Raw genomic sequence first — 12466 nt, forward strand, 5'->3', positions numbered from 1 at the left:
TTTTAGTAAGTACATTTCCTTTGTTTTTTTTGAATTTTTCCGTAAGATGGAGATATCTTGTTCAAAGGAGTGATCGCATGAAAGCATTAGTTTATGAACAATACGGTACGCCGGATGTGTTAAGAGTCAAAGAAATGCCTACACCAACAATTAAGGACAACCAAGTACTTATTGAAGTTCAAGCAAGTGGTATTAATCCAGTTGATACATATTTTCGAAAAGGGATTAGAGAAGTACCTAGTTTCCCACATATTCCACATTTTGATGTTGCTGGGACGATAATTGAAGTTGGAGGAAACGTTACTTCCCATAGCATAGGTGATCGCGTTTGGGCTTCAAATGCAAAAGGGGCTTCAGGTGAATACGTTGCACTTGATGCAGAACTCGCCTTTCCATTAACCGATTCGCTATCATTTGCCGACGGCGCCGCTTTATCGATGCCTTTTTTAACGGCTCATTTAGCTCTTTTCTTCCGAGGTCAGTTAAAAAGCGACGAAACGGTCCTTATATATGGTGGCTCTGGGGGCTGTTGGATATGCGGCGATTCAATTAGCAAAAGAAGCTGGTGCTACCGTCATTACCACAGCTAGTTCAACAGAAAAAGCACAAATAGCAAAAGCAGCCGGTGCCGACCATGTGATTTTATATAAAGAAACGACCATTACGAAGAAAGTGCTTGAATTAACGGATGGTGCTGGTGTACCACTCATTTTAGAAATGTCTTTAAGTGATAATATGGAAACGGACTTTGAAATCATTGAAAATGGTGGACGAATTATTACAATTGGCTCACCAAATGACAACACACCACCGTTACTTTGGAGACAACTAAATCAAAAAAATGCTGCTTTATTAGGGCTGCTCTTATTTACCGTCCCAAAAGAAGCTTATATTGCAGCAGGACAACAAATTAGTAAATTATTTCATGAGCAAAAATTACAAACCCACAATCATCAAGTTTTCACATTAGAAGACGCCGTAATGGCTCATCAAGCTGTGGAAGCAAAAGAAATAAATGGCCGTGCGATTTTAATTCATAAATAATTTAGCAATGGTTTAAAGATGTCTCTTAATATAGAGGCATCTTTTTTCGAAAATATCCTTCCTCATTTCTGATACATCCTTTTTTCGCGCCTGGTTATCCTAAAAATAGGAGCTAGGAAAGGAGAGAAATTGATGGAAAAACAAAAGTATTATATTAACTTAAATCCGATTAGTATGGATGACATTAGTCCAACAAAGATCGGCGATGGGCAGCTCATTGAATATGAAATTGAAGCAACCGAAACCGAAAAAAAAGATTTAGCTAATTTGCTTCATGAAGTCCAAAAACATGATTTAGAACTGAGTAATTTGTTTTCCTTTGAGCATTTTGACCAGAGCAAAACAGATATCGATCAAGAGGAATATCAAAAAGGCATGGATGATGTATATGAAGCTCTATATCGCTTAGGTACACCAGAAACAAAAAGAATTATTGAGGAAATTCATTTAAGAAATCGAGAGCATTAAGAACCTATTATCTAAAAGTTCATGACTATCATTAAAAGACAGGTGAGAGTCTATCTCATTTGTCTTTTTTTCGCACCCTAATCTGGTTCAGCACATATTTTCATTACCTATTACGCTTTTTTCGCACTCTAATCCGGCTCAACTCAGGCTTTCATTACTTATTACGCTTTTTTCGCACTCTAATCCTGTCAGCTCACAATTTTCATTACTTATTACGCTTTTTTCGCACTCTAATCCGGCTCAGCACAATTTTTCATTACCTATTCCCAATTTCTTGACCTCAAATTTTGACTTCATTCATAGGTTCGTTATCTCCTTCCCCTCCCACATTACACCTAAAAAAATGCCTTAAAGCGATAAATCAATTCGCTCTAAGACACTTCCATCATTTACATAGTTTTAGCACTTAAAAATTCGACTTGGATTGTCCACCATCAACATTTAACGTGGCTCCAACAACCCAGCTTGCTTTTTCAGAACTTAAAAACAAGACAACATTCGCAATTTCTTCGACAGTTCCAAATCGGCCTGCAGGAATTTCATTCTTAACAAATTGCTTCATTTTCTCAGGGTTCTCTTCCATTCTCTTTTTCCAGTTTCCGCTTGGATGTAAAATCGAACCTGGTGCAACACCATTAACTCGAATTCCGTCCTTTATCGCTTCATCCGCTAAGGCTTTTGTAAAACTAATCATCGCCGCTTTAGCAGCATTGTATGTAGCTTTCCCTCCTGATTCACGTCCAAAGATTGAAGAAATATTTATGATACTCCCCCAACCGTTTTCTTTCATTTTTGGCAGAACTAATTGACTAAAATGGACAGCCGAAAAATAGTTTAAATTAAAGGCTTCATAAAAAAGGGAAAGCTCCGTTTCAGCAATCGTTGAGCCATTACTACCACCAACATTATTAATCAAAATGTCAATTGAGCCAAACTTTTCTAAGGCTATCTCGACTACTTTTTCACGTTCTTGCTCCATTACTAAATCAGCTTTAATAAACTGAAAATATTCAGCTTTAAATTCCCTCATCCAATCGGCTTCATTTCTCGCTACAACCACTACTTTTGCTCCTTCAGCTAAATAAGCTAAGGCAACCGCTTGACCAATCCCTTTAGAACCCCCTGTAACTAAGACTGTTTTCCCCGCTAAGTTTAAGTCCATCATCATTCCTCCATTTTTAATTGTTGTTCAATGATTTTTTGGTGAGAAACAGGAAATGCATAATCTTCAATCTGCTGCTTTTGAACCCAGCGTTGACTAGTACTGAGCTCCAATTCAGCCGATAATACTTTCAACTCATAAACATGAATATGCCATTTTAAATGAGAAAAAACATGTTCTACCTCTTGAAGTGGTCCAAGACTTTCAAATCCATCTATTTTTAAAAAGTTACTTATTTCTTTTTCAATATTTACTTTCTCCTGTTCTAACTTTTCGGTTTCAAAGTTAACAAATTGCCATAAACGAGCAAGCAATCCTTTATCCGGTCTTTTTTCGATCAGAAACTCACCTAATTCATTTTTGATAACTAAGGCGATCATATTTTTCTGCTGTTGCTTTTTCTTTTTAGATTTAATTGGCAACTCTGTTTGAACTCCTTGTTCATACGCTCTACAATGTTCACGCACTGGACATAATAAGCATCCTGGTGAAGTCGGCGTACAGACAAGAGCCCCTAATTCCATTAACCCTTGATTAAAAAAGGACGCATTCTTTTTAGAAATTAATTCATACAAAATCGCTTCAAAGCGGGTTCTTGTTTTAGGTTTAGCAATGTCATCTTTAATTAATAAAACTCGTGATAAAACTCGCATGACATTCCCATCTACTGCTGGTTCTGGCAAGTCATAGGCAATGCTCAAAATCGCTCCAGCTGTATAAGGACCTACTCCTTTTAGTGCAGAAATTTCTTTACGATTGTTTGGAACGACTCCTTCATAATGCTCTACAACTTCCCTCACCGCTGATTGTAAATTACGAACCCTTGAATAATATCCAAGCCCTTCCCATGCTTTTAAAATTTTTCTTCATCTGCATTCGCTAGTGCTTCTGCAGTCGGAAACTCACGCATGAAATTTGTATAATAAGGAATTACTGTATCAACTCTTGTTTGCTGAAGCATTATTTCTGATACCCAAACACGGTAAGGATCTTTATTTTCGCGCCAAGGGAGTTCACGTTGATGTTCAACAAACCAACCAACTAAATCTTCTTGGAAACCTATAATACTAAACTTTTCTAAATCTGGATGACTCATAACACTACTCCTTACGTTCAAACGCCCAACAATGAATTTTTTTCTCTCCACCTTCAATCAAAGGAATCATCTTTCCAAAGATCGGTTCCGAAGTCGATTGTCGGATTTGTTTTATCTCTTCGTATTGACGATGTGTTTCCACTTTAAACATTTCTACATATAAATATGGTTGATCAGATGCAACAAACCAATTAATATCTGTCGCCCCAAGCACCTCTAATTGTTGTAAAATAGAGCTCATTAGTTTTTCATACTCTTCAATCATTTCTTGTTTCACTTTATATTCCATAAAGATTTGTAATTCTTTTGTCATGATTTTTCTCCTTGCCTTTTAAACTTTTCATTTTCGGGTATAAATAAAGAAGAACTATAAGTATTTAACTACTTTCCCAAGTGCTTAATTATAGAAATTCCGCTAAAGATTTGATATCATTGGAAAATCCTAAGCTCAAACTTTAAAAGGTGAGCTTTTATTCACCAAGGAGGAGGAATCCATAATGGATACTGGTACACATGTAGTAATGGGATTTGCTCTTGGTGGATTAGCGATGGTTGATCCAGTTGTAGCAAGTGATCCAGTGATGCAGAAGACCGTTCTGATTGCCACAATAATTGGTTCACAAGCACCTGATTTTGATACTGTGTTGAAGTTACGAAATAATGCCGTTTACCTTCGTAATCACCGAGGGATAACCCATTCCATCCCTGCCGTATTATTATGGCCTTTATTAATTACAGCTACCCTTGCCCTTTTTGTGCCAGGTATTGCTTGGGCAACCGTTTTATTATGGTCCTTTATCGCTGTGTTTCTACATGTATTTGTTGATATTTTTAATGCATATGGCACCCAAGCTCTACGCCCATTTTCAAAAAGATGGGTCGCACTTGGCGTCATTAATACGTTCGATCCTTATATCTTTTTTACCCACTTAGGTGCTCTGATGATGTGGTTACTCGGAAGCCCACCAGTAGCAACCTTTTTTGGACTATACGGTATCTTAATCCTTTATTACATTTGGCGATTTTACGAGAAAAACAAAGTCATTCAACATGCGAAACGTCTACACCCAACAGCGACACATATATTTGTTTCACCCTCCATGCGTTGGTATCAATGGCATCTCGTCATTCGCACGAAAGAGACATTATATGTGGCCGAATCCACTCATAATGAAATCAATTACTTTGAACAATATCCATTTGAGCCTATTCCAGACATGCCAATTATGAATGCAGCTAGAAAAGATGATAATTTACACGCTTTTTTATCCTTCTCTCCAACCTATCGATGGGAAGTAGAAAAGAATGATGACTATACAGAAGTTCGATTTATCGATTTACGATACCGCAGCAAAGGACATTACCCCTTTGTCGCCATCGTCCAACTAAACGAGCAACTTCAAATCATTAGTTCTTATACAGGCTGGGTCTATAATGAAAATACATTAAGAAAAAAATTAAATGTCTTGACCGAAAATTAGAACTTCTACATGCCGTGTCGTATGAGCCTTTTTATGATACGTTTCTTTACTCTTTCCCTCATTTCAAAAGAGAAAGATGATGAGAATTTCAATACTTCTCATCATCTTTTCTTTTTTTAATGCTTCAATCCTTCATCTTTGTTCAAATGAGAAAATTTTTCATTTTTAGGGGCATACTTATGTAAATGCGGTCCATATTGACTAATCCACTTTAAAACAATTTGTTCCGTCATTTCTTGCCCTTTATATGTTCGTCCGGCTTTTGCACTTGTTGCTTCAAAATCCTCCCATAATCCTTCCACCCATGTTCTCGCTTGATTCACTGTCAACTCTTGATTAACATCTAATAATTTATCCGTAAGTCGTTGAAAAATTTCTTCCACATTGATTTCCTCCATTTACAAGTAATTATCACAAATAAAGCATAGCGCTTTTTCTCATACTAAGATTGAGCTAGTTGAAAGGGGGCTCATCCAATGCGTAATAAAGCAAAAGACTTTCCTAATCACATTAAGTTTTCAGGAGCATCTTTGGAAGACGAAAAGCACGCTTCTAAACGTGCAAACGGGACAATCAAGGACCGTCCACAAGAAAGAATGCTATCGGCAAACGAAGCTGACGACAGTTAACTTAATAAGGAGGGCTTTTACTATGGGTAAGGAGAAAAAGAGATATAACTATCAAGATCCATTTCAATCACCTAGAGCAAACCCTAAACGTGCATTCCACCAAGTCAATGGTGAGACCCAACAAAGTTACCATAATATTGTTCTAGCCGTGCAGACACGGAAACGTGCTTAAGACAAAAATTATGGACTAGCTCAACCATTTTATAAAACTTTCCCCTAAAAGCTTTATTTTAGGGGGAGTTTTTATTTACTCTCTACTTTTAATAATGAAATCGGTACGGCATCAAGGTTGGCTTGATCATTACGATAACCCCAAGCAAAATGACCATTTAAATAAGAAATTTGAAATGTCGATTCTTCATCAAACATTTGATACGTTTTACCTGGCTCAAATTGTTTCGGATCAAGCAAATAGGCTTTAGCCATCCAAACTTTCCGTTCATAAACCGCATACTCATTCATCATTCCGAGCTGCTCCGCCTTTTTCGCCTTTTCATTAAATTGGCGTATAACTGTATGAAGCTCATATTCACTCATGTCACTAAATCGTTTTTCATCCATTTCAATACTTCCCCCTAAAATGTCTCGTTCTCTTTGTCTTTTTCAATAAAACGGGTAATTTCATCAATCGGAAAGCCTTTTTGATATAACCCTTGTTTTAATTTCTGCTCATATTCATAAGTATTATACTTCGTTTTGTACTTTCTTTTCAGCTTTTCCGCTTGAAAACATAAAGCTTGCCACTCGGCATCTTGATCAGAGTCATTGTCTAAATCTGCATCCACCTCATCATACGCTATCTGAATGACTGCATGACTAAAACCCTTTGCTTGTAATCTGTTTTGCTGCTTTTGTTTTAAGGCATGAGCCGATTCCCTCATGGATGGTTTTTGTTTCATTAACCATTTTGTCAGTTTTTCAATTTGTTCTGCAAACGAAAATTCTCTTAAAGCTCCTTCAATAATCGCTTCAGAGATACCCTTTTGTTTTAACTCCTGCTTTAATTTGAGCGGTCCTTTTAGCTGTGTATTTTTTTTGGTCCGCACAAAACTTTTCGCAAACTCTTCATCATTTAATAACTTTTGTTCAAGTAATAATTGCACTGTATATTCAATATGTTCTTTTTTTCGTTCTTTCCCTTGTAAGTATTCAACTAACTCAAAAACCGATCGCATTCTATATGATAAGTAATGAATGCTTAGATGATAAGTTTTCTTTTTTTCATCCTCATCCACAATTTGCTCTAGTTCCTCTTGATCAATCTCAAGACCCTTTTTAATACCTCGTTTAATTAGAACGTCTTCATCAATACTGAACCCATACTCTTCTCCATTCCCTTTATTAAAAAAGAGATGATACCTTTGTTTAAAACGTTTATGGGCCGTAATCTTCGTAATCGTTACTTTCATTAATGTCACCTCTTTTTGGAAAAAAGTACTTCATTTCGTAAACTAGGCTTTATTATAAAGTATTTCATTTTAAGAAGGGAATCGTCAACTTAAAAAGAATGTTTAAGAAAAGCGTAACAACGGTAAAAGAAATATATATACTCAACGAAAAGAGGGGTCATATGAAGATAGCCATTACAGGAGGGACCGGATTTATTGGATCAAGACTTGTTGATTATTTATTAACAGAAGGTCATCAAATCAAAATATTAACACGAAGTTTAAAAAATAAAGAAGCAAAAGAAGGAGTTACTTATATTAAATGGCTTAGTGATGATTCAAATCCCGCTGTAGAACTCGAAGGAATTGAAGCGATTTATCATCTTGCAGGCGAATCAATCGGGGGAAAAAGGTGGTCCACTGAACAAAAACAAAAAATCTTGAATAGCCGAATTGAATCAACCAATGAATTGTTATCGATCATTTCCAAATTGAAACAAAAACCAAAAACACTCATTAGTGCCTCTGCCATAGGCTATTATGGGAACTCTGAGTCCGAGACATTTACAGAAAAATCAAAATCAGTTGATAATAAATTTTTAACTTCCGTCGTTCATCAATGGGAGGGACAGGTCGCACAGGCTCGCGAGTTCGGGATTAGAACCGTTTTTTGTCGTTTAGGAATTGTCCTTCACGCTAATGAGGGTGCCTTAAATCAAATGCTGCTTCCTTATCGGTTATTCATTGGTGGTCCACTCGGCACAGGCAATCAATGGTTTTCCTGGATTCATATTGATGATGTCATTCATTTGTTTGCTTTTGTTTTGCAACATGAGGAATTAAATGGTCCAATAAATCTTACCTCCCCTCATCCTAAACAAATGAAAGAGTTCGGAAAAACTCTTGGTTCTATATTGAACCGACCTCACTGGATTCCAGTGCCAAGTTTTGCTTTAAAAATTTTACTTGGAGAAATGAGCACACTCGTCCTAGACGGGCAAAAAGTCTTACCTGAACAAGCCTTAACGCACGGTTATTCCTTCAAATTCCCTAACCTTAACGAAGCCTTAACAGATTTGTTACAAAAATAAGGATTATGGCAAATTTTTTCACAATATTTTTCAAAAAAAATGTATCTTTTTTTCAAAAAAAACATTAATATATAGAAGGAATCAAGAGTATATTGACGAAATAACAATATATAAAGGTAGTTAACTGTTGCTAATCACATCTAACCATTAATTATGACGCTATATACCGATAAATCCAATTATATAAACATTGGGAAGGCAATTGGTGCGCCACCAGTTTTTCTGGTCCTAGTGGGTTCGATTCCCACCCCGAATTTGATAATGTACGACTATTAAATTCGAGGGTGGATCACCGTTATTTGCCCTCGTCTTACAAGGAGGGCTTTTTATGATCTTAAAAAAACGTGACGTAGCTGATTGCCATGTATTGTACGACTATTTAATTGATCCTGCTGTATTTCCTTATGTTCGCCAAAAGGCAAATTCTTATGATGAGTTTGTGTTTTTAACGAAACAAACGATTGAGGCAGAAGAACGCGGTGAGTTAATTTCTAGGACAGTTACAGATGAATGGGGTGCCCCGATTGGCACCATTAATTTATTCGATCTATCAGACAATGCTGGATTTCTCGGAACTTGGATCGGAAAGCCCTTCTTTGGCAAAGGTTATAACAAGCTTGCAAAAGATGCTTTTTTTGATGAGCTCTTTTACAGCTGTGACATTCAAACTGTCTTTATGAGAATTCGCAAAGAAAATGTCCGTTCTTTTCAAGCTGCCAAAAAGTTGCCATATTGCACACTTGCAAATGAAATTCGTCCAGATATATATGCACATCTTAACAAAGACAGCGAAATTTACGACCTTTTTCAAATCGAAAAAGACCAATACCACTTCCATAGACTGCGTACTCACCAAGTCGAAATGGAAAACCAAGAAGCAATGGAAGCTTAAATTTAATAAAGTGAATAAAAGCCATTTATTAAGGTCCGTTCATGTACCCTAATAGATGGCTTTCCTTTTGTTTTTGGGCTGTTAGCTTTGAGACGAAAATCGAAACTTCCACCCTCAATCGTTTTAGTAACTTATAGCTTATGTTTCAATAGCCTTCTTACCCTACTACTCCAATTTTTGCGATAATCTCTTAAAGATTACTCTTAAATAAATCCTTCTCATTCATATGGAATATTTTACTTTTTAATGTACAAACTAAAAGTATCTTGATGGAAGGGGGCAGCAAATTATGACTAAAAAGAAAGCACAACAAGATGGACGTACTCCATTTCGTAAGGCATTAGAAGTTCAGTACGGAGCAGAATTCCGAGCTGCTGACCGTGCAGCACGCTCTCAACCTAAAAATATGTAAACCAACTAAAAAGAACAGAGGTGTTTCCTATGGGTAAAAAGAAACAGAAACAGCAGCAAAATCAAACAAACGAAACAGTAGAAACCGAATTTGCTCAAGAATTTGCAGAGCCAGTTGAAACAGAATCAACAAATAAAAAGAAGAAAAGAAAAAAGAACAAATAAAAGAATTCCAAAATAGAAGAGAAGAGTAGTATTTACCCTTTTCTTCTGTTTTTTTGGCCTATAAACACTTGGCATTATTCGTACCTTAATTCCGGGGACTCCGCTTTTTTATTAGCAATTACCAGTTATTCGCACCGTAATTTGACGCAGCACCGATTTTTATTACTTATCCCGGACATTTCGCACCCTAATTTGAGTCAGCTCGGCTTTTCATTACCTATCCCCTGTTTTTCAACCTTAATTCACGCGATCCGAAAGTTTCAACATCTCTCCCAATAGTCACCGACTTTTTTGTGAAGAATGATGACTAAAGAAGGCTTTTATTGTCTAATGCTGCTTCTATCTTTGTTTTTCTGTAGATACTCCCCTTAACGGTTGTAATTTCTCCCCCACCAAATAGGTCTTTTCACCCTTAATATATAGGTATTTTTTTAATATTGTGAGAATTGCTTACGATATGGGAGGATATAAGATAATGTTCCCTCTTAGATACTTTGAACGTTGCTAAGGCTGTTATTAGCTAGATAATCCTTGATTAACTCGTTTGCACCTTTTAAACGATACAATTATGATTAATGATGTAGTTTAAAAAAGTAATAAAAAAGTCGTTTAAAAGTAATGAGAATTGGGAATTGAAATTGCGAAACGTCTGTTATTTACCTTTATCATTTATTTTAAAAGAAAAGGAGGAAACAACTATTATTAATCAAACGGTTATTGCACCTGAAAAGAAAACAGAAATTATTGAATTTTTACACCCTTCTAAGCAAGATGGTACTGCCATGTGGGAGATAGTGAATGAAACGTCTCTAGATCAAAACTCAGCTTACAAGTATATTATGATGGCGGACTTTTTCACTGAAACTTGTGTCATTGCTAAACGCGAGGATGAAGTGGTAGGTTTTGTTACAGCTTTTAGACCTCCGAATCGCCAAGATACATTATTTATTTGGCAAATCGGGGTTAAACCATCAGCTCATGGTATGGGAATTGCTTCAGGTTTATTAAACTACTTAATTAAAAGTAACTTCTTACCGAAGATCAAGTTTGTAGAAGCTACTGTTACCCCGTCTAATGATGCCTCTCAAGCTCTATTTAAAAAATTGGCTAGAGTCTACGAAACCAACTGCGATATTCGACCTTATTTTAAGGAAGAATTATTTCCTGGTGACAACCACGAAGAAGAGCTTATGTTTAAAGTAGGACCAATTCTATTATAAAGAACTTATCTCTTTAACTAAGTCTAACCACAGAAATACCTATACACCGTATATGTATATTTTAATTAGGAGGAGACCAAAAGAATGACACAAACCGATATGAAGCTATTTGAAGAGTTAGAATCAGAGGTACGTAGTTACTGCAGAAGTTTTCCAACCGTCTTTACAAAAGCGGTAGGGGCAAAAATGTGGGATGAAGATAATAAAGAATATATTGATTTCTTCTCAGGAGCAGGAGCACTAAATTATGGTCATAATGATCCTAAAATGAAGTCAAAATTAGTTGATTATATTTTAGCAGATGGAATTACCCATTCATTAGATAAAGCAACAACAGCTAAGGGTGAATTTTTAACTGCTTTTAATGAAACGATTCTAAAACCCCGTAACTTAAACTATAAAGTGATGTTTCCTGGTCCAACTGGAACGAATACAGTTGAGAGTGCTCTGAAATTAGCTCGTAAAGTAACGGGTCGTCCTGATATTATCAGTTTTACAAATGGATTCCATGGAATGACAATTGGCTCATTATCTGTCACAGGTAACTCATTTAAACGTAAAGGGGCAGGAATTCCTTTGCATAACGTTGTAACGATGCCTTATGACAGCTTTGTCAGTGATAAGCTCGACACTCTGGAGTATCTCGAACGTTTCCTAGAAGATCGTGGAAGTGGAGTTGCAATTCCAGCTGCCATGATTCTCGAGACAGTCCAAGGTGAAGGTGGTATTAATGCCGCAAGTTACGAGTGGCTACAAAGAATAGAGAAGATTTGTAAACGTTGGGGCATTCTTTCAATCGTTGATGATGTTCAGGCTGGAATTGGCCGCACAGGTACTTTCTTTAGTTTTGAAAAAGCGGGCATTACTCCCGATATCGTCTGCCTTTCAAAATCAATTGGTGGAATGGGGTTACCTCTTGCCTTAACACTGATTCGTCCGGACCTTGATATTTGGGCACCAGGTGAGCATAACGGAACTTTCCGTGGCAATAACCATGCTTTCATTACTGCAACTGCAGCCCTTTCTTATTGGGAAGATCCGAAATTTGAACAAAGCATTGCCGAAAAGTCCAAGAAAACAAAAGCTTATTTAGAAAAAATCGTTCAAGATTACCCTGAAATTAAAGGACACTTCCGCGGCCGTGGATTAATGGTTGGGATTTGCTCTGAAGTTGAGGGCTTAGCATCAAAAGTGGCAGCAGAAGCTTTTAAACGTGGTTTAATTATGGAAACATCAGGTCCAGACGATGAAGTTTTCAAATTATTCCCTGCCTTAACCATTGATAATGAAACACTTGAAAAAGGATTTAACATCCTTGAACAGAGTGTCAGAGCAGTGATTGGGAAAAAAGAACTTGTGACGCCATAATTGCAAATAACATTACTTTAACAATTTATCAACTATTTTATCAACAATCTT

General features: G+C 36.6%; 17 protein-coding genes and 1 pseudogene. 12 read left to right on the top strand and 6 right to left on the bottom strand.

Going from position 1 to position 12466, the window contains the following annotated elements; all coding sequences use genetic code 11:
• The first annotated feature begins 77 nt into the window (after nucleotides 1–77).
• The 3 genes from BALCAV_RS22745 to BALCAV_RS08115 all read left to right on the top strand — a co-directional run bounded on the left by BALCAV_RS22745 (nucleotide 78) and on the right by BALCAV_RS08115 (nucleotide 1512).
• Nucleotides 78–590: an alcohol dehydrogenase catalytic domain-containing protein gene (locus BALCAV_RS22745; RefSeq protein ID WP_235213090.1), complete on the top strand. Its 513-nt coding sequence runs from the start codon at nucleotides 78–80 to the stop codon at nucleotides 588–590.
• A complete protein-coding gene (locus tag BALCAV_RS22750) occupies nucleotides 511–1044 on the top strand; it encodes a zinc-binding dehydrogenase (RefSeq protein WP_235213091.1) in 534 nt (177 codons plus the stop codon). The genes BALCAV_RS22745 and BALCAV_RS22750 overlap by 80 nt, the downstream gene beginning before the upstream one ends.
• Nucleotides 1045–1176: 132 nt before the next feature.
• Entirely contained in the window at nucleotides 1177–1512 is a 336-nt protein-coding gene (locus tag BALCAV_RS08115) for a hypothetical protein (RefSeq protein ID WP_003324357.1), read from the top strand.
• A 406-nt stretch (nucleotides 1513–1918) separates the two neighbouring features.
• Here BALCAV_RS08115 and BALCAV_RS08120 read toward each other — a convergent pair whose 3' ends face one another.
• From BALCAV_RS08120 to BALCAV_RS08130, 3 genes and pseudogenes are all read right to left on the bottom strand, one after another.
• The gene (locus BALCAV_RS08120; protein ID WP_003322928.1) at nucleotides 1919–2674 is read right to left on the bottom strand and encodes an SDR family NAD(P)-dependent oxidoreductase; all 756 of its coding nucleotides are present in this window, start codon (nucleotides 2672–2674) and stop codon (nucleotides 1919–1921) included.
• A gap of 2 nt (nucleotides 2675–2676) precedes the next feature.
• Nucleotides 2677–3770: pseudogene (gene mutY, locus BALCAV_RS08125) on the bottom strand (A/G-specific adenine glycosylase).
• Nucleotides 3771–3774: 4 nt separating this feature from the next.
• Entirely contained in the window at nucleotides 3775–4083 is a 309-nt protein-coding gene (locus tag BALCAV_RS08130) for a hypothetical protein (RefSeq protein WP_003322930.1), read from the bottom strand.
• 184 nt (nucleotides 4084–4267) lie between these two features.
• Between BALCAV_RS08130 and BALCAV_RS08135 the strand changes: the two genes are divergently transcribed.
• On the top strand, nucleotides 4268–5251 hold the full coding sequence (locus BALCAV_RS08135) for a metal-dependent hydrolase (RefSeq protein WP_003322931.1): 984 nt from the start codon (nucleotides 4268–4270) through the stop codon (nucleotides 5249–5251).
• A gap of 116 nt (nucleotides 5252–5367) precedes the next feature.
• On the opposite strand, the gene BALCAV_RS08140 is transcribed toward BALCAV_RS08135, so the two are convergent.
• Nucleotides 5368–5634, bottom strand: a complete 267-nt coding sequence (locus BALCAV_RS08140) for a YfhJ family protein (RefSeq protein WP_003322933.1) — start codon at nucleotides 5632–5634, stop codon at nucleotides 5368–5370.
• 93 nt (nucleotides 5635–5727) lie between these two features.
• Here BALCAV_RS08140 and sspK point away from each other — a divergent pair, with 93 nt between their 5' ends.
• Nucleotides 5728–5880 carry a small, acid-soluble spore protein K gene (gene sspK, locus BALCAV_RS08145; RefSeq protein ID WP_003322934.1) on the top strand — a complete coding sequence of 51 codons (153 nt, stop codon included), beginning with the start codon at nucleotides 5728–5730 and terminating at the stop codon, nucleotides 5878–5880.
• Between the two features lie 22 nt (nucleotides 5881–5902).
• Entirely contained in the window at nucleotides 5903–6052 is a 150-nt protein-coding gene (locus BALCAV_RS21575; RefSeq protein ID WP_003322935.1) for a YpzG family protein, read from the top strand.
• A 71-nt stretch (nucleotides 6053–6123) separates the two neighbouring features.
• Here BALCAV_RS21575 and BALCAV_RS08150 read toward each other — a convergent pair whose 3' ends face one another.
• Both BALCAV_RS08150 and recX read right to left on the bottom strand, forming a co-directional pair.
• Nucleotides 6124–6441 (bottom strand): YfhH family protein, encoded by a 318-nt coding sequence (locus BALCAV_RS08150; protein WP_003322936.1) that lies wholly within the window; start codon nucleotides 6439–6441, stop codon nucleotides 6124–6126.
• Nucleotides 6442–6455: 14 nt separating this feature from the next.
• The gene (recX, locus tag BALCAV_RS08155) at nucleotides 6456–7289 is read right to left on the bottom strand and encodes a recombination regulator RecX (protein WP_003322937.1); all 834 of its coding nucleotides are present in this window, start codon (nucleotides 7287–7289) and stop codon (nucleotides 6456–6458) included.
• A gap of 161 nt (nucleotides 7290–7450) precedes the next feature.
• Here recX and BALCAV_RS08160 point away from each other — a divergent pair, with 161 nt between their 5' ends.
• From BALCAV_RS08160 to ectB, 6 genes are all read left to right on the top strand, one after another.
• On the top strand, nucleotides 7451–8359 hold the full coding sequence (locus BALCAV_RS08160; protein WP_003322938.1) for a TIGR01777 family oxidoreductase: 909 nt from the start codon (nucleotides 7451–7453) through the stop codon (nucleotides 8357–8359).
• Between the two features lie 328 nt (nucleotides 8360–8687).
• Nucleotides 8688–9251, top strand: coding sequence for a GNAT family N-acetyltransferase (locus BALCAV_RS08165; RefSeq protein ID WP_003322939.1), 564 nt, complete (start codon nucleotides 8688–8690; stop codon nucleotides 9249–9251).
• Between the two features lie 289 nt (nucleotides 9252–9540).
• On the top strand, nucleotides 9541–9663 hold the full coding sequence (locus tag BALCAV_RS22030) for a YfhE family protein (protein ID WP_136445961.1): 123 nt from the start codon (nucleotides 9541–9543) through the stop codon (nucleotides 9661–9663).
• A gap of 29 nt (nucleotides 9664–9692) precedes the next feature.
• Nucleotides 9693–9827: a hypothetical protein gene (locus tag BALCAV_RS23070; protein WP_268746798.1), complete on the top strand. Its 135-nt coding sequence runs from the start codon at nucleotides 9693–9695 to the stop codon at nucleotides 9825–9827.
• Between the two features lie 632 nt (nucleotides 9828–10459).
• Nucleotides 10460–11047 carry a diaminobutyrate acetyltransferase gene (gene ectA / locus BALCAV_RS08170; protein ID WP_003322940.1) on the top strand — a complete coding sequence of 196 codons (588 nt, stop codon included), beginning with the start codon at nucleotides 10460–10462 and terminating at the stop codon, nucleotides 11045–11047.
• Between the two features lie 84 nt (nucleotides 11048–11131).
• Nucleotides 11132–12415 (top strand): diaminobutyrate--2-oxoglutarate transaminase, encoded by a 1284-nt coding sequence (ectB, locus tag BALCAV_RS08175; protein ID WP_003322941.1) that lies wholly within the window; start codon nucleotides 11132–11134, stop codon nucleotides 12413–12415.
• Nucleotides 12416–12466: the final 51 nt, after the last annotated feature.

The sequence above is a fragment of the Alkalihalobacillus alcalophilus ATCC 27647 = CGMCC 1.3604 genome, from assembly GCF_000292245.2.
Lineage (GTDB): Bacteria > Bacillota > Bacilli > Bacillales > Bacillaceae_D > Alkalihalobacillus > Alkalihalobacillus alcalophilus.